Origin of the sequence: Bacillus sp. EU55 (assembly GCF_038005925.1) — a bacterium.
Lineage (GTDB): Bacteria > Bacillota > Bacilli > Bacillales > Bacillaceae > Bacillus > Bacillus velezensis.
In genome coordinates, this window is the sequence record NZ_JBBOUE010000001.1 from 1,259,737 (window position 1) to 1,282,037 (window position 22,301).

The following is a 22,301-nucleotide window of genomic DNA, read 5'->3' on the forward strand; positions in this document are numbered from 1 at the left end:
TATGAATTGTAATACTTCGTATACTAAACATACATTAACCTTCCATAAAATGCAATAAAATTCATGAAATAGTATTATTTTCATAAAAAAAGCACTCCTGCTATAAGGGACTGACCCCATAAGATGAGACAAACAAAAAACACCTTCAAGTTTGAAAACGGATGATTGTTAGCCGAAATTAGACTTGGAGGTGTTTTTTCTATGGGGACAAGAGTGAGTTATCCGGTTGAAGTGAAACAGAAGGCTGTAGAAATGAGATTGGCAGGCGTGCCTATGAAAGAGATCATGCAGGAATTGAATATTAAGAATAAGACACAGGTTCAGACATGGGTTAGATGGCATAAGACTGGGGATACACATCGATTCGAACAGCCTGTCGGAAAGCAATACACTTACGGAAAAGGCCCGGAGTATTCTTCCGAATTAGAGAAACTGCAGGCAGAAAATCGTTATCTGAGACAACAGAATGAAGTTTTAAAAAAGTGCAACGAATTGGAAAGGAAGCTGATAGCGAAACGCCAGTCGAGCTTGTAGAAGCATTGCGCGGCACAATGACCATACAGGATATCTGTATTCATTTAGGTATCTCACGAGCATCTTATTATCGTTGGAAGAAGAATCTGATGAAAGATAACCCTAAATACCATTTAGAAAAACAAATCGGCACGTTGTGCCGAGAACACAAGTTTCGATATGGCTATCGGAAAATCACAGCCATATTAAAAAAGGGAATGCGTGTGAATCATAAAACGGTTCAGCGCATTATGCAGAAGAATCAGTGGCAATGCCGGGTTAAGGTGAAAAAGCGCAAGAAAGATGGGCAGCCATATGCCGTGGCCGAGAATATATTGGATCGAAACTTTCAGTCTGAACGCCCTCTGGAAAAGCTAGTAACGGATATCACATATTTGCCTTATGGGCAGAAACAATTGTATCTTTCCAGTATATTGGATTTATACAATGGAGAAGTGATTGCTTTTACAATTGGCGATAGACAGGACACAGACTTTGTCTTACACACACTTGATCAGCTGCCCGCACTGCCAGAGAACTGCGTGTTACATAGTGACCAAGGTTCTGTTTATACATCTTATGAGTATCAGAAAGCTGTTAAAACAAAAGGCATTACCATGAGCATGTCCCGCAAAGGGACGCCCGCTGATAATGCCTCCATCGAATCGTTTCATTCCTCACTAAAGTCTGAAACGTTCTATCTTAACAGCATTGATCGAACTACGACGACCATCGTAGAACGCACTGCCATAGAATACATTCATTATTATAACAATATTCGTATTCAAACGAAACTAAACAGCCAATCGCCGATACAATATCGGCAATTGGCTGTATGAAGGTGTTTTGATCCCTGTCTCAAAAACAGGGGTCAGTCCCATAAACAGGGGTGCTTTTGATTTTATCGTTTGTGTTCCTTTATCATTTCCAGATGGGGGATGCCCGCATCGAGAAATTCTTCGCCGGATGTGACGCGGTATCCTTGTTTTTCGTAAAACGGAACCGCCTGCGTCTGCGCATGTAAGAGAAAGCTGTCGGCGCCCTTGGCTGCCGCCGCTTTTTCAAGCGCCTGCATAATGACGGCTCCGACGCCTAAAGAACGATGGCTTTTCATCACGCAGATGCGTTCTAATTTTCCATGCCCGTCTTTTATGCGCCATCTGCCGGCTCCGACCGGCTGGCCGCCGTCATATATGACTATATGTTCTGACGTGTCCTCGAATTGATCAATCTCTTCTTCTTCCGGAACGTGCTGTTCTTTAACAAAGACCTCTTTTCTGACGAAAAAAGCGTCGTTCAGCTGTTTTTCAGTTTTTGCGATGATGGATTCCAAGCAGCTTATTCTCCTCCGCCTAATAAAAATGTTTCGTACACAGTCCATGAGCCGTTATCCAGCTGATAGAGCAGGTGAAAACGGTCGATGACTTCTTCGTGGGAAATGTCCTGCATTTTCAGCTGTCCGAGTACGTCGGAATGTTCATCTGACGACAGCTTCTGGCCGACCGTGACATGCGGAACGAAGCTGTATTCCGGCTCGCCGGATAATGCTCCTGAGTAGCATTTCTCACTCAGAGATTTTAATTCCTCCGTCGGTTCTGCTTTCATATATATCACATTATTCACAGGAGAAAACGAGCTGTATTTTGTGATTTTCAGAACGAGCGGATGCGACTCTTTCGCCGTCTGTCTCAGCTGTGATACGACCTGCTCGATTTCCTGTTCTGTCGCTTCAAACGGATCTCTTACCGTCAGATGCGGCGGAATGAGCGCGTAGCTCGGGTCGTAGCGTTTCCGGTACGAATTTGCGAGATCCTGTAATTTTTTTGATGGAAATAAAACAATACCGTATTTCATGAAAGTTCCCTCCTTAAATGAATGGTTACAGCATTTTTTTCAGCGCCGGCGTGATGAGCGGCTGCCAGTAGGTCCATTTATGATCCCCGTCGAAGGTTTCATACGTGTATTCGGACTGTTTGCTTTCCAGCAGCTGTTTGAGCTCTTCGTTCGGCGCGGTGAAATCAAGAACCTGGCCGTCCGTCGTGTGAACGCCGGTTTCTTTTTCTCCGATTTGATGGTAAACGGAAATCTGTTTGAGATCCTCCGACTGCCGGACGGCATCCAGAACGTGCCCGTCAACATACGGAGACTGCATGATGACGTTTCCAAACATGTTCGGATAGTCAATCGCCGTCATGAGCGAAACGGTTCCGCCGAGGGAATCCCCGATCATGGTGCGGCCGTATCCGACTTGATAAGTCGGGTATTCTTTGTCGATAAAAGGAACAAGCTCATTGGCGATAAACCGCTTATATGAGGCGAACTTAGAGCCTTCTGGATGGTATGTGTTTCTTCGCTCCCGCACATTTTTATAAGGGACGCCGATAATGATGCAGCGGTCAATTTCCCCTTTTGACATAAGCTCTTCCGCCTGCCGCCCGATTCTCCCTAATCTGAAATAATCATGGCCGTCCTGAGCGATGACCGTATGATATTTATACAGGGGGGAGAAGGTGGCGGGCAGGTAGACCAAAACGGTCATTTCCTCTTCAAGCTCATGGGAGAAAAGTTTTTTCTCATGAATGATTCCGTTTTTCGATGCCACTTCGCATTCCTCCAGGCCGCTTCTTGTCTTGATGGTTTTTTCCTATTGTACCATGAATTATTAGAAATTTCTTTCTTCAGATGCACTTCTTGCGAGAGTTCAGATAAATAAAAAGTTGTTGAAATCCATTTTATTGTGCGTTAATATAGAACAATCAGAAAATACAAAACAATATTCTTATCACGAGAGGTGGAGGGACTGGCCCTTTGAAACCTCAGCAACCGGTTTGCTTTGCCGCGGGAAGGCAAAGTGCCAAGGTGCTAAATCCAGCAAGCGATTCACATGCTTGGAAGATAAGAGGAAGAGAAAAGCTCCTTCTTCTTATGAAGAGGGGGCTTTTTTATTTTTGAAAAAGGATGGTGCTTACTGATGACGCAGCATGTTGATACAAAATTAGCCCAAATCGGAAATAGAAGCGAAGAAGCAACGGGAACGGTCAGTCCGCCGATTTATCTGTCCACCGCTTACCGCCATAGAGGAATAGGAGAATCTACAGGTTTTGATTACGTGCGCACGAAAAACCCGACACGCCAGCTCGTCGAAGACGCCATCGCCGTGTTGGAAAACGGTGCGAGAGGATTTGCCTTCAGCTCGGGAATGGCAGCCATTCAAACCATTATGGCTTTGTTTAAAAGCGGGGATGAATTGATTGTATCCTCCGATTTATACGGAGGCACGTATCGTTTGTTTGAAAACGAATGGAGAAAATACGGCTTAAGCTTTATTTACGATGATTTCAGCGATGAAGACTGTTTACGCTCCAAAATAACGGAAAACACGAAAGCGGTATTTGTTGAAACGCCGACAAACCCGTTAATGCAGGAGGCGGACATTGAAAAAATTGCCCGAATTACGAAAGAAGCCGGCCTGCTTTTAATTGTGGATAATACGTTTTATACCCCGGTGCTCCAGCGCCCGCTTGAACTGGGAGCGGACATCGTCATTCACAGCGCCACAAAATATTTAGCCGGGCACAATGATCTTCTTGCCGGTCTGGCTGTCGTTAAGGATGAAGAGCTCGGCGAGATCATGTTTAATCACCAAAATGCGATCGGTGCCGTTCTTTCGCCGTTTGATTCGTGGCTTTTAATGAGAGGGATGAAAACACTCGCACTCAGAATGCGCCGTCATGAAGAAAACGCCCGTGAACTTGCAGAATTTTTAGAACAGGAAGAAGAAATCGCCGACGTATTATATCCCGGAAAAGGCGGAATGCTGTCTTTCCGGCTGCAAAAAGAGGAATGGGTCAATCCGTTTTTAAAGGCGCTGAAAACGATCTGTTTCGCGGAAAGTCTCGGCGGGGTGGAAAGCTTTATTACATATCCCGCGACGCAGACGCACATGGACATTCCGGAAGACATCCGTATCGCAAACGGCGTCTGCAACCGTCTGCTGAGATTTTCAGTGGGCATTGAACATGCAGAAGATTTGAAGCGGGATGTCAAGCAGGCATTACAGCAAGTAAAAGAGGAGGCCGTGTCATATGAGTAATCAAAATTGGACGCTGGAAACCCAGCTCGTGCACAATCCATTTAAAACAGACGGAGCCACCGGAGCCGTCAGCGTCCCGATCCAGCATGCTTCCACATTCCATCAGTCTTCATTTGAAGAATTCGGGACATATGACTACAGCCGCTCGGGCACACCGACAAGAACAGCGCTTGAGGAAACGATCGCAGGTCTTGAAGGCGGAACGAGAGGTTTTGCTTTCAGCTCCGGTATGGCGGCGATTTCGACGGCATTTCTGCTCTTATCCCAAGGCGACCATGTCCTCGTCACGGAGGATGTGTACGGCGGAACATTCCGCATGGTGACTGAGGTTCTGTCCCGTTTCGGAATCGAACATACCTTTGTTGATATGACGGATATCAACGAAGTGGCGCGGAATATCCAGCCGAACACAAAGGTCATTTATATGGAAACACCGTCAAATCCGACACTTGGAATTACTGATATTAAAGCGGTTGTCCAGCTTGCAAAAGAAAACGGCTGTCTGACCTTTCTGGATAATACATTCATGACACCTGCACTGCAGCGTCCGCTTGATCTCGGCGTTGATATTGTGCTTCACAGCGCAACAAAATTCCTGAGCGGACACAGTGATGTGCTGTCAGGCCTTGCCGCCGTAAAAGATGAAGAGCTCGGCAATCAGCTGTATAAGCTGCAAAACTCGTTCGGCGCCGTCCTTGGCGCGCAAGATTGCTGGCTCGTGCTGCGCGGCTTAAAAACATTGCAGGTCAGACTGGAAAAAGCGAGCCGGACGGCTGAGCGGCTGGCTGCCTATTTTGACGGGCATCCCGCCGTCAAAAACGTTTACTATCCCGGCCTTGCCGGACACCCGGGAGCCGATACCCATAAACGTCAAGCGAGCGGAGCGGGCGCCGTCCTGTCCTTTGAATTGGAAAGCAAAGAAGCCGTCAAAAAGCTGGTCGAAAACGTATCGCTTCCGGTATTTGCCGTCAGCCTCGGCGCCGTCGAGTCCATTCTCTCATACCCTGCAGCCATGTCGCATGCCGCCATGCCGAAAGCAGAGAGGGAGAAACGCGGCATCACAGACGGCCTTCTGCGCCTGAGCGTCGGAGTCGAAAACGCCGAAGATTTAGAACGGGACTTCGAACAGGCATTGAAAAAAATAACCCCCGCCCAAGTGAGATCATAAACGAAAAGGGCGCCGTCAATTTTGCGACGCGCCCTTTTTTTTATTTTAGATAAAAAAAGTGTTGACGAATGAGAAATCAGGATATATAATTATAAATGTCAGAGAGACAACAACATACCCAGCAACACATACATATCATGATTCCGTAGCTCAGCTGGGAGAGCGCTACCTTGACAGGGTAGAGGTCGCTGGTTCGAGCCCAGTCGGAATCATACACTGCGGTTAGAGGCGTTATATCAACGTTTCTAGCCGTTTTTTATTGTGTTGACTTAGTCGTATTAAGGCGCAGGGTAGCGGCGGGCCGTTACCGTGTTTGAACGTTTCTTATTCTATTAAACCGGAATAGGAGGCGTTCTTTTTTTATGGATGATATTCGAAAAGGGAAACCGATTAAGCGAACACGCAGGCGTAAACTCCGTGATCTCGGTGACTTAGACGGATTATTTCAGACGTTCATCACGATAAAGACGGCCGAAGGGAAAGCGAAAGGAACGTTACAACAGTATCGCGATAATTATAAATCTTTTACTACGTTTCTTGAGGAATTCGATATACCTCGTTCTCCTACGGCTATTGATCGAGATACAATACGGGACTACATAAACTATATGCGCAATGATTGGGTGCAATTTAAGGGGAACGTTTATATATCGGATGAGGAAAAGAAGCGAGGTCTATCAGATAGCACGATAAATACGCGCTTAAAAACACTGCGAGTAATGTATAACACCTTAGAAAGCGAAGGACTTATTGATAATAATATAATGCACAGAGTTAAGAACGTACAAGAAATAGAAGAGCCTATTATTATTTTGCAACCAGATGAGCTACAACGCCTTTTAAAAACGCCTGATAAGAAAAACTTTGCAGATTTTCGTGATTATGTATTGATGAACGTATTGTTAGACGGAATGATGCGGATCGGTGAAATAACACATGTTGAAAAGCGAGATTTTGATTTTAAATCCTATATTCTAACGATTCGATCATCTATTGCGAAAAATCGAAAGACAAGATATATACCTTTACTACCTACTACATGTCGGTTAGTTCAAGAGTTAATCGCAGAAAATGAATTGGATTTTAAAAGTGATTATGTTTTTCTGACAAACTACGGAGCTCGTCTTGACAGAAATCATTTTAGAAAGAGATTAGTTGATTTCGCGGCAAAAGCTAACGTGAAAAAGAAGGTGCACCCTCATTTATTTAGGCATACAGCCGCTACTATGTTTTTGGAGAATGGAGGAGATAGCCGAATGCTTCAGAAGCTACTCGGTCATTTAGATTTACGAATGATTCAGAGATATACACACGTGGCTGATAAATCCGTAGCGAAGGCGCATGCCAAACATACAGTGATGAACTATATTATCAAAGCTCAAGCTATGCCCCGAAAAATAAAAAGATCCTAAAAACACACACAAAAAAAAGAACGCCATCCAAAGGAAATAAATTCCGATAGATAGGACGCCCTAACCTACGTCTATCTTATCGAAAAAAAGCGTACTTGTCTACGTTTATTTAAGCGCGCCTGATTTTCCGACGGAACGGTGTCTCTTAACGAGGAGAAAGCCGTATGTACACGAAAGAAGCCTCTAAAATGGCGTCGTTCCGTTCAGTGGACGAGCTAAATGGCGCCATCCGTACGCACATATACCACAATAAGTCCGATCTAACGCCTGCCGCAATCGAGGTTCTAAAGGTGTTGTCTCGTCATGCCGTCAAAACGCCGGGCGTGGCGTACCTGAAGCTCGCATCTATCGCGGAATTAATCGGCCGGCACCGCGTTACCGTGATTCGGGCCGTTAAGCGTTTAGTCGATCTCGGTATTATCCGCAAAGAAATTAAATACCGGCCGATATCCGGCGGCAACGGCGCCAATATGTACGTCATCCAGCCGGCGGCCGATGTTACTCCGTCTGTGTTACCCCGCCAAGAAGCCGAAAAGCCAACGGAGACAACGGCCGAGGCACCGAAAACGGAAAACGAAGCTGTTATTTCTCAAAGCAAATTAAAGTTCTTACAGAATACGTATGCTGCGTTTAAATCTGCGGTCAATACGTTTGTTAGCGATCGGAAATTAACGAGCAAGCTGTACGGCATATACCTTGCGCATACGTCGTATTTAAAAGGCGTGTATGCTGCCGATATTCTTCAAGGAATCGGACTGGAATCCGTTCGTCAAACGTTTATAGCGACTAAACGGAAGCCTATCCGCAACTTGGCCGGCTATTTTAACGGCGTACTGGATCGGATGCTCGATGGGCTATTTGCTGCGCGATTTGATTCGTTAACGCCTCGTTAACGCCTTGTTAACGTCTTCGTGCGTTAATTCGTCGTTTTGTTAGCGGATAGTTTCGTTCGTGTTTCGTTGGTATTTAAGGATTAATTACCTATTATAGTTCGGTTTTTATTGGGATATGTTTGTTTTTATTTAGTTAAATAGGGTTATTTTTCGTTATTACTCTTATGTTTAATGCCTGTTTTCGGTAATCTCAAAATGGGAGGCGATTTTTTATGCATTCAGAAAACCGAAAAGGTAAACGTGTAAAAAGAAAAATGAAAATGGAGCGTACAAATATTTATTCGTTAGAGGAATTATTTGAACGCTTAGTGCGTGCCAAGCGCGCCGAAAACGTCGTTCAGGAAACGATCGATAAGTACATGCGCGCTTGTCGGTATTTAACGAAGTACGCGGAAGAGATCGGGGTGTCCGCAGACATACGCCATATTGACGTTGACTTTGCGCGCGGGTTTGTCGCGTGGTTGATCAACGATAAAATAAAGTTCGACGGTCATAATTTCAAATTGAACGAGCATAAGACGCAGGGGTTATCCCCGAGGTCAGTTAACGACTATATCAAGACCATACGGACTTTCTTTCGTTTTTTGATCGATGAGGATTTGGCTATGGAAAATCCTTTTTTGAAGTTGAAACTCCTTACGGAACCGCAAGATGTTATTGAGATATTGACCAAATCAGAACTTAGACAATTACTAGCTGCACCATACCTAAGGTCCTATCCAGAATTCCGAGACTTCGTAATTATGACTTGTTTAATCGATTCTTTGTGTAGGGTAGGCGAGATACTTTCGTTGAAAATTGAAAATATAGACTTTTCTTCAAACTTTTTAATATTAGAAGGGACAAATACGAAAACCCGAAAAGGAAGACTAATACCTTTACAAGGTAGGACAGTGAGGCTTATAAAAGAACTGATTAAAGAGAACGAAGAATTCGATAGTGAGTATGTTTTTCTAGCAAACTACGGTGAGAAGATGACAACTAATAACTTTAGGCAGCGTTTGAACAACTATGCTGATCGGGCCGGCATCAAAAAGCGCGTGCATCCTCATTTGTTGCGTCATACCGGGGCAACTATGTTTTTAGAAGCCGGAGGAGACATCCGGCATTTACAGATGATACTTGGACATAATGATCTTCGAATGATCAAGAGGTATACGCATTTATCCGGAAAATCGTTGAAAGAACAGCACGATAAATTCTCGCCTCTTGTGCAAATCAGTAGTAAGGCTGGTCGTAAGAGAAAAGTTAACAACGATACGGATAAAAATTTTAGAAAATTACCTTGAAAATTATAGTTTAATACGACGTCCCAGACGTTGAGGTATATCGGCATTACTGCGGAAGAATCCGAAGTAGCTTACGAGGCTATCGAAGTATAGGGGTTACAGTAACCAGCCACACCTACCGAGGACGGTCGCCCCGAACTCATGGGGTGGCGGCATGTTACGCCAGCAATACGGCACAGAGTCGTAGGCATGCGGTAGGTAGCACAGGAATGAAGGCGCAGCAAACCGCGTCAGATCAACGATTAGCCGGATAATAGGCCGCAGTATATTCGGGGCATATTGCGCCCATGTGTATGACTGCATGTAACACTAACGCATAACCAGTATGCAGTATCTTATACATTGTATGCGGCATAGGGCATCCGGCATGACGTTGATACGGCGCGGTTTAAGCGTTGCATAAAATACGTAAGAAACAATGCGCGTTCGAAACGTCTTTAAACGTTATTGTATCAATGATTGTCGATGATTTCGAATGTAACTCAAGTTCATTCTGTTAAATTCGGTATTCAATAATATGAATCAGGTATACAGAACCAACCGAAAAGAATATTTTTAATCACACGACCCCCAAAGCCCCCTAACACGACCCCCGCAACTTCTGTTTTTAATTAGCGCACAAATTTTTAAACTCGACGGGTTGCTGCATACGAAAAAAGACGCCGATCTATTCAGCGTCCTCTTCTCCGGCTTCTTCAATTTCGAATAGCTCATCGACTTCTACTCCGAGCGCCTTCGCAATCGAAAAAACGTGCCAGTCTTCATGTCGACTATTCTTATCGAAACGTGATATTGAACCTTGCGGCACACCCGATGCTTCCGATAGTCTTACCTGCGTCCACCCTTTCGTCTTCATAACGGCGTTTAGACGCGGCGTTGCGTTTAGTTTCATTTCGACCACCTCTGCGACCATTATAATTTATTTAAATAGAGAACGGATAGTTTATCCAGTTTTTTAGCGCAGATTTAAAATGCGAAAAATAAGCAATCAGATCGCTAGCTAAAGCACCGGATTAAGAAGAAAAACGGATTATAGGAGATCCCTTCGTTTAATTTATAATGTTATCGCAAAAAGCGTTTGATCTAAATATTTTTTTAAAACAACCGATATTATATTTGAGGTGATAATATATATTGCGCTATTTAGAAAGTTCACACCCAATTGTTGATAGGTTAGCGATGTGTCTTAGTATACTGTGCTGGTTTATTTATCCAATTTTACTCTTCGGTTTTGCTTACATGCGAGAATTCCAGCTTCCTTACTATATATTACTGAACTTAAGTTTCTTTATGTTTTTGCAAGTATTACTCACTGTGGTACACGAAAAAGCTCATGCATACGCGGCTTCTTGCTTTTCATTGAAAACTGAGATTAGCTACCGTAATAAAGATAAAAAACATTTTAGAGATGGACAAAAATTTTTCAAACCATGTTGTCTATTTAAGGGTGATGCAAAAATCAGTAAGATTGCTTTCGTTACTATTGCAATTGCGCCTGCAATTACGCTTTCATTAATATTTTTGTTGTTTTTATTACTTTTCAAGACATATTTATCTCAATTTTCAGATGTGTTTTATTTTGGAGTTTTGTTGTACGTAATAAAATTAAGAGGTTGTTCAGGTGATATTAGTCTTATAATTGGAGCGTTAAAGCAGTCTAAGGGCGTTAAATTTCAACAATTAGACGCGGGTAACTTTAGAATACTTTAAAAATGAAGAAGACGCCTTACGGGCGTCCTTTTTGTATTAACTATAAGCGATGCAAAAAATATACTGAGTTTTATAAGTGGATTTTCACACTTTATAAAAAGTTTACGATGTCTAGTTTAAAAAAATCTGCTTAAATGTTAGTTATACATAATTATCTTTGGATACTTTATCGTATATCCAGTAATATAGTTTTTCATACAAAAAATTAACCTCGTTCTTCATATGAATGTAATCAATGCCAAAGTTTTCTTTACCATCACCGTAAACATTCTCCTCAAGCTGTTGGTCGAAAGGATATCTAAAATAAATGGAGTATGGATCAAAATTATTTAACTCAATTATTAATACATGAAGCTTTCTTAATACTTTTTTGCTTTCATTATCTTTTGAAAATAAATAACTTTTACGTAATTCAGAGGTAACCATATCCCATAATGGACTTAAGTTATGTCTATTTAATTTATCTTGGATTTTTGTTTTGTCTAATTTTCTCTTTATGTAAGCATGATATAAAATTGCTTTTAGGCATAACTCAATTGAGTGTCTGTATAGATAAATAATTGGAATGATTGTACTATCAATGGAATGATTGTTCAAGCCTTCGTATGATGAAATTAACTTATCGGCAGATTCTTTAAAGTAATTGGAATATAGTATTAAATGTTCATCGTGGGATCTGAAAGTTTTCTGCCAGTTAGGATAAGCATTTTTATAAATATCAATATTGCTTTTGAAAATCAATTAGGAACCTCTCCTTTTTATTTTTTATTTATGACACCTTCTATTGCCTCAGAAATTGTTGACCATTTTTCTAGTCCGCGTGCTACATGCGTACCTTTACCTGCTATTGTCGCGTATGCTTCGTATGTATTATTGGCTTCGAAAACTCTCACCGATAGATCCCTTTCCTTAAAGAGTAGCCATTCTTGCTTTTCTCCTTCAAATATCATGATTCTCTCCTTCTACTTCGATTAAACTTATAATCTCGTTTATATCTTCAATGTCTAAGGCATTTGCTATACGTTCAATATGTCCGAAATTAATATTTTGCCTCTTACCGTTTATTAACTCACTTAACGCTGCATGTCTAATTCCACATATATCAGCGAGAGCTCGGAGCGAAAGATTCTGCTTTTCCAAAAGATCCCCTATATTAACTTTAACTTTTTTCATTAATTGACCTCCAGATGTATTTTTTTCTTGACTATACGCAATAGCGTACCATATAATCGGAAGTAAGTTGGTACTTAAAAGCGTAACAATTTAAAGGGAGGAACATTTAAATGAAAACGATTGATATCAAAAAGGAAATTCTTTCTGCAGACAAATGGCAACGAATAACTGTCGACTATGTAAACTATCCAAACGTCTGTGATCCGGAAGGCTATCGAGAGCCGATTGAGGTTTTGCATATCGGAAACGACATCACGCTAGATGTTAGCTCAGGTTATATATCTTTATCGCGATTGCATTACAACGAAGAAGGTAAACCGGAGCTTGGCGACAAAGCCGAGGAGCTTGCTGAATTTGAAACCGGCATTGAAATTGAACTTACATCCGAAGAGATCGCAAATATGACCGTACTTGAATTCATGATTAAAATAGCTCAATCGAAAGAGGGTGCAGAATAATGGAAAAGATCAAAATCAATCACTTTTATTTTATGGAGGAAGGAAAACGAATTGAGGAGACAGTCGAGGCAATTGACCTTGGGAATGGCTATGCGCTTACAATGACCGATGCAACTGAACCGGATCATTATGTCATGATTCATACGATATATGAAGGTTCTTACGGTCCGGAAATCGGCTGGCATTCCGAAATAAGCGAAAATGTAATGTATTCAATACCGAAAAACGGCCGCATTCCGAGTTTAGAAGAGATCGCATCCATGTCAGCGGTCGAGCTTATGCTGTTCTTAGCCGGTAAATATCGAAAGGAGGCGGCGTAAATGCAAGTTCGTTATGCACGCACAATTGTCGGATGGTTTAACGTGTATCCGGCAGGAATTGACCGTTATGTCAATTTGAAGCCGGAGGACTTTTTCGCTCTTTTACCGCAAGTATCTCAGTGGGTACGTTCTGGCTGCGGAGAAATTAGTGTTGCTGCGGCATTTGAACTTTTTGGTGAGCAGGAGGCGCAGCCAGCATGAGCCAGTTCCAAGCGCAGAAGGTGCATCTGGTCCGGCACGGATCGGCGGATTTTCCATATAAAGAAACCCATGACGCCTATTTAATCGCAGCTGATACGGTAGCATTGTGCGATTTTGATGCGTGGGGCGGCGGCAGATTTGCGTTTTACGACACGGGCGGCCTAACGCAAAAGAATGACGGATACCACTTATACGCCGATGCGCACCCGGAATCATTCACATTTGAATTCGCTAAGACTACGGCGGCCCTAAAGAAGCTCGACGGCCGCGAAATAACAGATATGAGTGTCGCGCAGTTCAAGCGGATGTTTTTCACGGGAGGAGAAGGCCATGTATAAAGTAGGCGAAACTGTGCGTTTTTGGGGCGTTAAGACGGACGGCTTGACGTGGTTATCAGCCGAAGCCATGACCGGTAAGGTAATCCGCCGGCAGCACGAAGAGCGGATATATACGATCGAGGGACAGCGGGGAACCGTTCACGATGTTCCGGAAAAGTTAATTGATTGAGGTTCCGCAATAAAAGCCGGTTAAACGCCGGCTTATTTTTTTGTCCATTTTCCGAAGTGTATTCGCAGTTATAAATGACGGGGGAGAAAGTTTCGTCATCCATGTCGCAAAATTGACGGTAGCCTACCCATTATACAAGTGTAGGACGAAACCGACGGAAGTTTGTGCCAATCCGGAAGTTGGTACGCAGTTAAAACGATGGAACAAATCCACGTTGAATTGTGCGGTTTGAAAAAGTCACGGGTATTATCTAGTGAACTGCGCGGTTTTCACCTTACTTGCATATTGTTTTGTGCAAGATGTCGCAATACTGGCTGCTACCTACCCGTTATATTAGTGAGAAATAAAAACACTCACAACATTGTGTGGGAGGAGGATAAGTAAATGGAGCAATTTAAAAAGTATTTGCCGAATGATAAGACTGAATTATTAGAACAAACAAACTTTGAAATGTATAACCTCGATCTTATGCGCAGGGTGTTTCCACGTATTATTGATGAGTTTGATCAAATTTATAAACGAAAACAAAGAAAGCCACAAATTAGAGACATTATCGCTTTGTACTTTTATCTACTTTCCTATGTCGACGGCAAGCATACGTTAGAGAGTGGCGAAAAAAGTAAACGCTTTGGAGCTAGCTTTCCAGCGAGACAGAAAATTGCAGATGACTTAGGGATTGCAGAGAAGCGAATTAAGCCGCTCGTTGATATTTTGCTAACAAACGGTTTGTTACTCGAAGCGAGGGACGTTTGGATCGGGACAAGTCGGTATAAATGGTACTTTGTTTCTTTTTGTCCGAGGATCAGTGATGACGGCTATATAGTTTCGGAAGGTGGGGAAAAAATACTGCCCGATCTTTCTGTTTATAAGTGATACAAGCAACAGAGGGCTGTTTGGATACATGTATAAGAGGAGAGTATGCAAGAAGGTGCTAGATACCCAAGTAAACATACCAATAGAAACATACCAACGTTAAACATACCAACAAATAATAGCACTCAATTAAAATACTTTCGCGCAGATACTTATTAATTAAATGAATTCTATCGCGATAAATAATATCTGCAAGATTGAGCGAAAGCGAACGATTGCTTTGTTTCAAAAAGAAAGGAGGAAATAAAAATGAAAATAAGTCAACCGAAGGAAGAGCTCAAACAAAAAATAAATAGATGGAAAACCGAAGTTAATTCCGATTTTGTGGACGCTTTCCACCTGAATCGCGAGATTGATGCCGCGCTCTCGGAATACGTTCAGGCCACCGGAAAAAGCCCGATGCAATCGGCGTCCGGATTGATGAAGCCTATAAGCGATCTGCTCGTCAAGGTTCACGAAAATATCGAGCGGCTTCAAGTAAAGGAACGTACCCGCGAAGAGTGGGAGCGCGAGGAGGACAAGTACATACCGCCAACGCCTTCCGAGGTTAAATCAGGATATCGAGTGTGCGCCTGTTGGAATTGTAATAATGTTTTTAAGCGCCTCGGAAAAAAGAAATATTGCAGTGACGCATGCGGTCAAGAGCAAAGAGACGCCAGTAAACGGTTGGAACGAACAGGCACGTACTTAGCTCCAAAACGTGACGGATATTTGCTTAACCGAGAAGAGAATGCCGGAAAAAAAGACGAAGGGAGACTCGTTTTTTCTGATCGAATACATTTATATGGGAAGCGTGAATTGAACGGAAATCGCCCGTATTCTCCTCGTAGAAATACAGAAGCAAAACAGCACGGCGATATAAAGTTTGGCCGAGTTTGGGGCAGCGGGGAAGAGAAATCGGAGTACGAAAGATTCAGGGATGGTGAAAGTCCGGGAATCTTTACGGTTGATATTGCGTCCGGTCTTAAAATCTACCATACAAACGGGAAAAAACACGTATATAGTGAGAAGGGTGCTGGCGCGTGGCATCTCCTTCAATCTTGCATTAGCCATTCTGGCTAATGTTTTTTTCTGCCTTTTTTTTCGATACTAAGTTAAGAAAATTTAACAAGGAGGGTAGACCATATGGAATTAACCGGTGATCAGTTTTTAAAAATTCGCCGAATTTACAGGCTATCCCAAAAAGATGTAGCAGATTTAACAGGGGTTTCGGAAGCTTTCATTTGCATGGTCGAAAACGGGAAGCGAAAACTTACTCCAAAAGTCTCTACAAGATTAGCAGATAAATTGGATCTTAACCCTGCTAAAGTGATTAGCCTGCTTGAATTCTACGCGCAGACGGAGGTTATTAAATGAACCAGCGAAAGATCAACACGATGCGAACGAAACTTGGCCGCCTCGCCCGAAACCAATGCGCTAATTACAAAAGCAGTGGTGCCTGTGATCTTCAGCGTTGCGGTGTGTGTACCGTTGAAATCAAAACGGATTCAATGCCGGGGAATGTTTGTCCCTACTTTATGCGAAACGTTCTGCCCGTAGATCCGGTTTTAATGCGGAAGTATCTCGAATATTTACAATCCGATCATCCGTTACAGAGCAAGTCGAACAGGGCGGAAAAATGCAAACGTTGCGGCCATCGATTCGAGCGCAAAAGTAACCGGCAACTATACTGCGCCGGATGTGCGGTTAAAAGTGAAAAGGAAAATAGTCGGCGAAGGAATCGAGATTATCGTGATAGACAAAGAAAAAGAATGACGATTTAGACGTCTGTAAACGTTGATATGACGGGCTTTTCAAATGCAAAAACCGGCACCCGGCTATATTACTATTAGATTTCGATTTTTGAATCTAAAGGAGGTACATCTTTGACTAACGTCTTGGTCTACGTAAAACCTGACGAAGTGCTCACGGTAGACGTGGAAACAGGTGAAATATTACGAAAGATTAGCGGCTGTCACCGGGACTTACTCGTGTCACAGGCGCTTTTTTACTGCCAGAATGCCGGCGAAGTACCCACAATCGTTTATCAGAGGGAGGAAGATGTATGTACTGCGTATCTAAAATGACCGAATTTTGGGGGAGTTACGGAGAATCAGGCGGCTCGTACATCCGAGAGGCAAAAGGCGGGAGCTTTACGGGATTGCTGCCCGGCCGCATTGCACTTATCGAACTGGATACGGAAAGAGGAACCTATATTGTATCGGGTCGCGATGGCGGGATCATAGCGATGTCGACCATCAAGCGGAATCAGAAGGCCAGTGACACCGATTTCCGACGTGTACTCCTCGAAGCGGTCACCGATGCCGCAATACACTTCGGCGCCAAGAATGCGTTTGTGCTACGCGGATCGGAAAGAGTGCCGTTAGATGAGTATGAGGCGGAATTATTTGCGGAAGAGAAGGCGGACATATGAAGCATACACTCTATATCGCGAAGGTGGGCGACGAGAAACGGGCGGCCTACGCTTACATCGTTACAAATTACGAGGGCATACAGGCCGCCGGCCATTTCATCACTGCGGGCAAGCACAGGCACGACGGCCAGATGACCGATCATATCGCTTTTCAGCGCGCTTTACGAGCTGCATCGGCTTTAGCGGGCGTTGTCGACCTAACGATCGTCTTTGACCACTCGCTCATTGACTTGGCATTCGAAATGGTCGAGGTTGAGCGTCCGAAATACCCAACCATCTATCAGAATTCTGTACGTTTGACCGGCCGGTTCCAGTCGCATGAATTTGCGTCGACAGATTTTAACGAAATGGGAGCATGTCCGGAAGAAGTTTCCGTAATGGATGATGCGATGGAGGTTCTGGGTAATTGGCGGACGTTTAAGGGGCGTTTATTACTGCTGAAAAATTGCCTTTTCAACAATAAAATTATCATTTCTTAGGAGGGGTACGATGAAGTTTAAGTATTCAGATGAACTCAAAGAAAAATTGTCGGAGCTTGAGGGCCTAGAGGAGCAGAAGAAAAAAGCACTCGAAAGGCTTCAGGAACACGACGAAAAGTTAGCGAAGGAGCTTCAAAAGGCTGAGGAAGATTTGAAAGCGGCCACAATGGAACTAGCGCTCGACGCATCTTCAGCAAAGAGAACGAAAGAGCGTAAGGCGAGGGAAACCGTTGCATCGTTGCGGCTGGAAGTTTCGGGCGGATACGAGAGGAAAACGTCCGTTAAGCAGGCGCACGAACAAAAGATACATGCGGTCAAAGGAGACATCCTCCGGAAGTTATCAGATGAAGTAACCGCACATAAGAGCAAACATGAGCAGGCAGCGCTTGACCGCGTACGTAAAGCTAAGATGGAATACTTAGAAGCCGCAGCCAGTTACCACGATTTAATTAATATTCAATGCCGTCAAACGTACTTCGATGTAGGCCGACAGATAGGTGAAGCGCAATTCGCTACCTACGATGGGCTATTCGAAAGGCACAAACCGAGAATTTACGTCACAGAGCCGACCTTCACGTATAGACCTAACGGGACAAACCCATACGGGATCATTGAGCCGGAAATACACCGGGCATGGTTAAAAGGAGAAATCCCCGCTGAATAAACAACCAGTAAGACAAAATAAAGGAGGACTTTATAATGAATAGATTTGAAAAGATGAGCCAGAGTTACGCGCAAATGGAACAAATTCGTGAATCAGTCAAAGGCTTGGTTAGGGAGGCTAAACAGGGTTTTGAGAGGCGCGAAACAGAAATCCTTCGAGACGTTACCCTTACACATGTAGGCCAAAAACAGCAACTAGATAAGGTGCGCGCTCAATATTTAAACCAACTATTAGGCCAACTTAAGAGTGCTAAAAAGGAATTCGATAAGATTTCCGATAGTGCGGTCGCTTTTGCGGATGAAATCCTTCTCGCCGAGCCTGAAAAACCGTCCGCAGCAGTAGAAGCGGAATTTGAGCGACGTCTTACCGCCCTTAAAACGGATACTGTACTGGCGGCAAATACTAAAACAGGATTGAGTAAACTAGAAGCTTTCGTCAACACGATTGATAACCCGTATTTTGCTCGGAAAATGATGGCTGAGTTTCCGGCGTTGGCAGCTTCTTTTGTTGATAAAGATGTATCAAGCCAACTCAAGCTCGGCCATATAAATATGAAGCTGACAAACGTGGCGTCTACCGAAGAACAAAAACAAGCTCAACAGATTAAGGAGTCCGCATTGAGTAAAAAAGATCAGCCACTTATTCCGGAATATGATCAGTATTATAATGTTGCGACTAAAACGTTTGGCCATCAGGTGGCTGACTATCTCCGTAATCCAGAAGCGTATTCCAGCCAAGAGTAATTTAATAGAGCACGAAAAGCAAGGGTGTCCGAAATGGGCGCCCTTTTTTATTTTACCTAAAAGGAGCGAATGAGATGGGAGAAGTAATTCCTTTTGTAACGAAAGAAGAAGCAGACAGAGTCGCATATGCAGTTGGTGTTATCGAATGGGTGACAGAAAAAGTCCTTAAAGGCAACGGGAATTTTACAGACGAGCAGGGAGAAAAAATAGTTGAAGCAACTAAGGTCTTAGATCAATACAGCGCAGAGGAGATTGTGCTTTTCTTCAATCGCTCACAAGAAGGCGGTAAAGAATGAGCGGAGCGACGGTAGGTGAGATCCGGGCGCGCCTTGTACTTGATATGAATGATTGGTCGCGGAGACAGACGCAAGTCAGGGGCGATATGACGAGAATGGGCCGTTCATCAGCGAATCTGTCGAAACAAATGGGCCTCATCCAAAAGGCTTCGCTTGCGGTCGGCGGCGCAGTCGTAGCCGGCATCGGTGTTTCCGTCAAGAAAGCGGCTGACTTCGAGGAGGCCATGTCGCGAGTTAAAGCGATCAGCGGTGCGACCGGTCAGGACTTCGAAGATCTGAAGAATATCGCGGCTAAGATGGGCGCCGAAACAAAATATACCGCGGTCGAAGCGGCCGAGGGTCTTCAATATCTTGCGATGGCGGGCTTCAGCGTAAAAGCGCAAGTCGGATCGTTGCCGGCCGTGCTCAACTTGGCGGCAGCTTCAGGCGAAGGGCTCGGACGTTCCGCGGATATCGTTTCGAACATCATGACCGGCTTCGGCATTAAAGCGGAAGACTCCGGGCATGCCGTTGACGTACTCGTAAAAGCGATGACGACGGCCAACACGGATCTGCCGCAATTAGGCGATGCAATGAAATTCGTCGCCCCTGTTGCGCACTCTCTCGGATATTCAATCGAAGACACTGCGACGGCCGTTGCGAAAATGTCAGATGCCGGTATTCAGGGATCGATGGCGGGTACGGCGCTTCGTGCGTCACTCTTACACCTTACGAATCCGGTCGGGCAGTCGGCCAAAGCGATGAAAAAGTACGGCATCGAAGTAAAGGACGCGCAGGGAAATCTAAAGCCGATACCGGAACTTGTCGGTCATATTTCGAAGCAATTCGAAGGGATGACATCGGCACAGAAAACGGCAGCGGCGGCACAGCTCGTCGGAGTTGAAGCGGCTTCCGGATTCGTTACGCTCTTGGGCGTCGGAGAAAAGGGACTGCGCAACTATTCGAAGACACTGAAGGAAGCCGGCGGGACTGCGGACAAAGTAGCGAAAACGCAGATGGATAACCTCAAAGGGTCGTTCGAACAGTTTACGTCTGCGCTCGACGGCCTCGGAATCGCGATCGGTAACGAGTTTTTACCTACTTTCCGAAAAATTGTCGAAACTGGTACGAAGGTAGTCGAGTTCCTTAGCGAACTGAATCCGGGGATCATCACGACGGGCCTCGAAATGGCGGGCGCGGCGGCAGCAGTGGCGCTGGTTGCGTCGTCCATGATGAAACTCGGAATTGCAGTACGCGGTTTGTTCGTTGCGATGGGTCCGGCCGGATGGGTAATCACCGTGCTATCTTTATTAGCGGGAGCACTTGTCGGGGTAAAAGCGGGATACGATCAGATGAATACTGTTAGTTTAGAGGCGGCCGAGTCGAAACAGAAGGAAATAGATTCTATCAACAGCTTAACGAAAGAGTTCGATAAACTTCAAAATAAAACGAAGCTGACTGCCGATGAATTCGTTTACTATCTCGATTTGAATGATCGAATTAAAACGGAGACGGATGCCAATTCTATCAAACGAATGAAGGAAGAACAGGAAGAGTTGCGTAAGAAATCTGGACTGACAAACGAGGAATTTAATCGCTACCTTTCGCTTAACGACAAGGTTTTAGAGAAGGCACCGCAAACAAGCGCTGCGATCACCGATCAAGGTAATGCGTTCGCAAAAAATACTAAGGCGTTAAAGCGGCTGACTGAGGAAAAGGCGGAAGATTTGCGACTTGATCTGGAAAAACAGAAAAACCTCGCAGATAAAAATTATGAAGACAACCTAAGTAAGCAGAAGCAGCTTACAGGAGAAATAAAAGATCTGACAAAAGAGAGGCACAAAAGCGAGAGTGAGATAGCAGATCAGCTTGCTCTAATTGAAGAAACTGAAGGGAATATAAGAGACGCTAAACTCGAAGGAAACACGAAAGAAGTAGCTTCACAAGAGACTGTCCTTGAAGTTCAGAAAGGGACCTTAAAGACACTAAGAAGCCAATTAGACACCAGCTTACAGAAAATTTCAGCTAAAAAGACCGAACTTGATAAGGTAAACGAAGAAATATCTAAGCTGGATACTATTCGTCAGAAGATGATCGACCTTGAGCTCCGTCAAGTTGGATTAAACGCCAAAAAGGGCGAAGGCGTGAGAGTGATCGATAAGGAGATTGGGCGCTTACAAGATGCGAAGGCGAATCTGAAAAACAACACGACAGCAGCCGATCGTAAAACGGATGAATATCGAAAGTCTGTTAAAGCAATTGACGATGAGATCGCAAATCTTCGTACTGCAAGAGGCCGAGTCGAGGAGATTACTTCAGAAGCCCAAAGAATGAACGATGCTTTAAGTAAGGACATTTCGAAGCGGATCACGACAATCACATCGGATGTCACCATGAAGACAGAGCGAGCTGTAAGCCGTGGAAAAGGAAACGAGGGTACTTATCACACTGGCGGCGTCATCGGCCTCGGTCAGCTAAATAAACTTCACATTGGCGGCCTAGCGTCTCAATTCGCTAATCCAATGAGTCACGAAGTCGATATTCGGGCCCTGCGTAACGAAATGGTGCTTACTGAAGCGCAGCAAGCGAACCTTATGCGAATGATAGACGCAGGGCATACGTCAGGGCTCGGAGGAGAATCCGCCTTATCATCGGATATGCTCCGCGCGCTCAGTTCGATTGAGCAGGCGATAAAGACGAAGGGTGGAGCTTCCATAATCGTAGATGGATACGAACTAGGCCACGTCATTGAGCCGCATATAATTGCGATCCAGCAAGACGGCCTCGATATAGAAAGTCTAAGGAGCGGGAGGTGATTTCGAATGGGAAATACGGACTTCATAAAGAAAATCGCTCCGGATGCGCAGAAAATATACGTGAATTATAAAATTCTCGCCAGTCTTGTAATCGCGCAAGGGTGCTTAGAAAGTGCGTACGGAACCAGCGGCCTCGCAGTGGTGTGGGGTGAAGTGTTTTGAAAGCGATTGAATCAGGAGTAAACAGAGACAGTCAGAAGGTTGCCGACGCTACTTTTCCATACTCTGATCGGGAAATGATGGATGAAATCAACACGGCGGAGTTGTTGGATGGGTGGTAATACCGGAGTTGACGAAGCAG

Annotated in this window: 30 protein-coding genes, 1 tRNA gene and 1 riboswitch; of the genes, 24 read left to right on the top strand and 7 right to left on the bottom strand. The window is 44.2% G+C overall.

The genetic code is table 11. The annotated features are described in order from the left end of the window. The first annotated feature begins 201 nt into the window (after nucleotides 1–201). Nucleotides 202–1,352 (top strand): IS3 family transposase gene (locus tag NYE50_RS06680; protein ID WP_099721935.1). Its coding sequence is split into 2 segments (ribosomal slippage): nucleotides 202–475 and nucleotides 475–1,352, totalling 1,152 coding nucleotides; the frame shifts between segments, so codons are not numbered across the junction. 62 nt (nucleotides 1,353–1,414) lie between these two features. Here the strand turns inward: NYE50_RS06680 and NYE50_RS06685 are convergent. The 3 genes from NYE50_RS06685 to NYE50_RS06695 are packed head-to-tail and all read right to left on the bottom strand — an operon-like array spanning nucleotide 1,415 to nucleotide 3,115. Beyond that, the gene (locus tag NYE50_RS06685; protein WP_029973128.1) at nucleotides 1,415–1,846 is read right to left on the bottom strand and encodes a GNAT family N-acetyltransferase; all 432 of its coding nucleotides are present in this window, start codon (nucleotides 1,844–1,846) and stop codon (nucleotides 1,415–1,417) included. Nucleotides 1,847–1,851: 5 nt separating this feature from the next. Beyond that, the gene (locus NYE50_RS06690) at nucleotides 1,852–2,367 is read right to left on the bottom strand and encodes a YjcG family protein (RefSeq protein ID WP_003154969.1); all 516 of its coding nucleotides are present in this window, start codon (nucleotides 2,365–2,367) and stop codon (nucleotides 1,852–1,854) included. Between the two features lie 25 nt (nucleotides 2,368–2,392). After that, nucleotides 2,393–3,115: an esterase family protein gene (locus tag NYE50_RS06695; RefSeq protein ID WP_007409075.1), complete on the bottom strand. Its 723-nt coding sequence runs from the start codon at nucleotides 3,113–3,115 to the stop codon at nucleotides 2,393–2,395. Nucleotides 3,116–3,289: 174 nt separating this feature from the next. Next, a riboswitch (SAM riboswitch) is annotated at nucleotides 3,290–3,415 on the top strand. Nucleotides 3,416–3,484: 69 nt separating this feature from the next. Between NYE50_RS06695 and NYE50_RS06700 the strand changes: the two genes are divergently transcribed. The 6 genes from NYE50_RS06700 (at nucleotide 3,485) to NYE50_RS06725 (ending at nucleotide 9,368) form a co-directional block, all read left to right on the top strand. Next, complete coding sequence (locus tag NYE50_RS06700) at nucleotides 3,485–4,606, top strand: methionine biosynthesis PLP-dependent protein (protein ID WP_191389658.1); 1,122 nt, start codon at nucleotides 3,485–3,487, stop codon at nucleotides 4,604–4,606. Next, entirely contained in the window at nucleotides 4,599–5,774 is a 1,176-nt protein-coding gene (gene metC / locus NYE50_RS06705) for a cystathionine beta-lyase (protein ID WP_061862080.1), read from the top strand. The genes NYE50_RS06700 and metC overlap by 8 nt, the downstream gene beginning before the upstream one ends. 139 nt (nucleotides 5,775–5,913) lie before the next feature. Continuing rightward, nucleotides 5,914–5,986 (top strand) — tRNA-Val (locus NYE50_RS06710). A 150-nt stretch (nucleotides 5,987–6,136) separates the two neighbouring features. After that, nucleotides 6,137–7,186, top strand: a complete 1,050-nt coding sequence (locus NYE50_RS06715; RefSeq protein WP_024085137.1) for a tyrosine-type recombinase/integrase — start codon at nucleotides 6,137–6,139, stop codon at nucleotides 7,184–7,186. A 164-nt stretch (nucleotides 7,187–7,350) separates the two neighbouring features. Beyond that, nucleotides 7,351–8,079, top strand: coding sequence for a helix-turn-helix domain-containing protein (locus tag NYE50_RS06720; RefSeq protein ID WP_168768883.1), 729 nt, complete (start codon nucleotides 7,351–7,353; stop codon nucleotides 8,077–8,079). A gap of 212 nt (nucleotides 8,080–8,291) precedes the next feature. Beyond that, nucleotides 8,292–9,368, top strand: coding sequence for a tyrosine-type recombinase/integrase (locus NYE50_RS06725; RefSeq protein ID WP_188153910.1), 1,077 nt, complete (start codon nucleotides 8,292–8,294; stop codon nucleotides 9,366–9,368). A 667-nt stretch (nucleotides 9,369–10,035) separates the two neighbouring features. On the opposite strand, the gene NYE50_RS06730 is transcribed toward NYE50_RS06725, so the two are convergent. After that, nucleotides 10,036–10,260: a helix-turn-helix domain-containing protein gene (locus NYE50_RS06730; RefSeq protein WP_224988998.1), complete on the bottom strand. Its 225-nt coding sequence runs from the start codon at nucleotides 10,258–10,260 to the stop codon at nucleotides 10,036–10,038. A gap of 242 nt (nucleotides 10,261–10,502) precedes the next feature. On the opposite strand from NYE50_RS06730, the gene NYE50_RS06735 reads away from it, so the two are divergent. Beyond that, a complete protein-coding gene (locus tag NYE50_RS06735; RefSeq protein WP_188153911.1) occupies nucleotides 10,503–11,078 on the top strand; it encodes a metalloprotease family protein in 576 nt (191 codons plus the stop codon). A 141-nt stretch (nucleotides 11,079–11,219) separates the two neighbouring features. Here the strand turns inward: NYE50_RS06735 and NYE50_RS06740 are convergent, their stop codons facing one another. The 3 genes from NYE50_RS06740 to NYE50_RS06750 are packed head-to-tail and all read right to left on the bottom strand — an operon-like array spanning nucleotide 11,220 to nucleotide 12,251. Next, the gene (locus NYE50_RS06740) at nucleotides 11,220–11,819 is read right to left on the bottom strand and encodes a hypothetical protein (RefSeq protein ID WP_160222968.1); all 600 of its coding nucleotides are present in this window, start codon (nucleotides 11,817–11,819) and stop codon (nucleotides 11,220–11,222) included. 17 nt (nucleotides 11,820–11,836) lie between these two features. Beyond that, on the bottom strand, nucleotides 11,837–12,028 hold the full coding sequence (locus NYE50_RS06745) for a hypothetical protein (RefSeq protein ID WP_188153912.1): 192 nt from the start codon (nucleotides 12,026–12,028) through the stop codon (nucleotides 11,837–11,839). Beyond that, nucleotides 12,018–12,251, bottom strand: a complete 234-nt coding sequence (locus NYE50_RS06750) for a helix-turn-helix domain-containing protein (protein WP_160222970.1) — start codon at nucleotides 12,249–12,251, stop codon at nucleotides 12,018–12,020. The genes NYE50_RS06745 and NYE50_RS06750 overlap by 11 nt, the downstream gene beginning before the upstream one ends. Nucleotides 12,252–12,361: 110 nt before the next feature. On the opposite strand from NYE50_RS06750, the gene NYE50_RS06755 reads away from it, so the two are divergent. The 16 genes from NYE50_RS06755 (at nucleotide 12,362) to NYE50_RS06830 (ending at nucleotide 22,281) form a co-directional block, all read left to right on the top strand. Next, complete coding sequence (locus NYE50_RS06755) at nucleotides 12,362–12,709, top strand: hypothetical protein (protein ID WP_125122412.1); 348 nt, start codon at nucleotides 12,362–12,364, stop codon at nucleotides 12,707–12,709. After that, nucleotides 12,709–13,029 (top strand): hypothetical protein, encoded by a 321-nt coding sequence (locus tag NYE50_RS06760; protein WP_071347032.1) that lies wholly within the window; start codon nucleotides 12,709–12,711, stop codon nucleotides 13,027–13,029. Before NYE50_RS06755 ends, NYE50_RS06760 begins: the two co-directional genes overlap by 1 nt. Then, nucleotides 13,030–13,230: a hypothetical protein gene (locus tag NYE50_RS06765; protein WP_188153913.1), complete on the top strand. Its 201-nt coding sequence runs from the start codon at nucleotides 13,030–13,032 to the stop codon at nucleotides 13,228–13,230. It abuts the gene before it with no gap. Beyond that, nucleotides 13,227–13,568, top strand: a complete 342-nt coding sequence (locus NYE50_RS06770) for a hypothetical protein (protein WP_188153914.1) — start codon at nucleotides 13,227–13,229, stop codon at nucleotides 13,566–13,568. Before NYE50_RS06765 ends, NYE50_RS06770 begins: the two co-directional genes overlap by 4 nt. Continuing rightward, nucleotides 13,561–13,737 (top strand): hypothetical protein, encoded by a 177-nt coding sequence (locus tag NYE50_RS06775; RefSeq protein WP_188153915.1) that lies wholly within the window; start codon nucleotides 13,561–13,563, stop codon nucleotides 13,735–13,737. Before NYE50_RS06770 ends, NYE50_RS06775 begins: the two co-directional genes overlap by 8 nt. A 384-nt stretch (nucleotides 13,738–14,121) precedes the next feature. Then, complete coding sequence (locus NYE50_RS06780) at nucleotides 14,122–14,610, top strand: hypothetical protein (RefSeq protein ID WP_188153916.1); 489 nt, start codon at nucleotides 14,122–14,124, stop codon at nucleotides 14,608–14,610. Nucleotides 14,611–14,859: 249 nt separating this feature from the next. Next, the gene (locus NYE50_RS06785) at nucleotides 14,860–15,672 is read left to right on the top strand and encodes a hypothetical protein (protein WP_188153917.1); all 813 of its coding nucleotides are present in this window, start codon (nucleotides 14,860–14,862) and stop codon (nucleotides 15,670–15,672) included. Between the two features lie 63 nt (nucleotides 15,673–15,735). Beyond that, nucleotides 15,736–15,966, top strand: coding sequence for a helix-turn-helix domain-containing protein (locus NYE50_RS06790; RefSeq protein ID WP_188153918.1), 231 nt, complete (start codon nucleotides 15,736–15,738; stop codon nucleotides 15,964–15,966). Between the two features lie 688 nt (nucleotides 15,967–16,654). Then, complete coding sequence (locus tag NYE50_RS06795; protein WP_188153919.1) at nucleotides 16,655–17,023, top strand: hypothetical protein; 369 nt, start codon at nucleotides 16,655–16,657, stop codon at nucleotides 17,021–17,023. After that, nucleotides 17,020–17,502, top strand: coding sequence for a hypothetical protein (locus NYE50_RS06800; RefSeq protein ID WP_188153920.1), 483 nt, complete (start codon nucleotides 17,020–17,022; stop codon nucleotides 17,500–17,502). Before NYE50_RS06795 ends, NYE50_RS06800 begins: the two co-directional genes overlap by 4 nt. 10 nt (nucleotides 17,503–17,512) lie before the next feature. Then, nucleotides 17,513–18,166, top strand: coding sequence for a hypothetical protein (locus NYE50_RS06805; RefSeq protein ID WP_188153921.1), 654 nt, complete (start codon nucleotides 17,513–17,515; stop codon nucleotides 18,164–18,166). A gap of 35 nt (nucleotides 18,167–18,201) precedes the next feature. Beyond that, nucleotides 18,202–18,909, top strand: coding sequence for a hypothetical protein (locus NYE50_RS06810; RefSeq protein ID WP_188153922.1), 708 nt, complete (start codon nucleotides 18,202–18,204; stop codon nucleotides 18,907–18,909). A gap of 74 nt (nucleotides 18,910–18,983) precedes the next feature. After that, nucleotides 18,984–19,205: a hypothetical protein gene (locus NYE50_RS06815; RefSeq protein WP_041482358.1), complete on the top strand. Its 222-nt coding sequence runs from the start codon at nucleotides 18,984–18,986 to the stop codon at nucleotides 19,203–19,205. After that, nucleotides 19,202–22,000, top strand: a complete 2,799-nt coding sequence (locus NYE50_RS06820; protein WP_340763706.1) for a phage tail tape measure protein — start codon at nucleotides 19,202–19,204, stop codon at nucleotides 21,998–22,000. Before NYE50_RS06815 ends, NYE50_RS06820 begins: the two co-directional genes overlap by 4 nt. A gap of 6 nt (nucleotides 22,001–22,006) precedes the next feature. After that, nucleotides 22,007–22,162, top strand: a complete 156-nt coding sequence (locus NYE50_RS06825; protein ID WP_024085160.1) for a glucosaminidase domain-containing protein — start codon at nucleotides 22,007–22,009, stop codon at nucleotides 22,160–22,162. After that, nucleotides 22,159–22,281 (top strand): hypothetical protein, encoded by a 123-nt coding sequence (locus tag NYE50_RS06830; RefSeq protein ID WP_024085161.1) that lies wholly within the window; start codon nucleotides 22,159–22,161, stop codon nucleotides 22,279–22,281. Before NYE50_RS06825 ends, NYE50_RS06830 begins: the two co-directional genes overlap by 4 nt. Nucleotides 22,282–22,301: the final 20 nt, after the last annotated feature.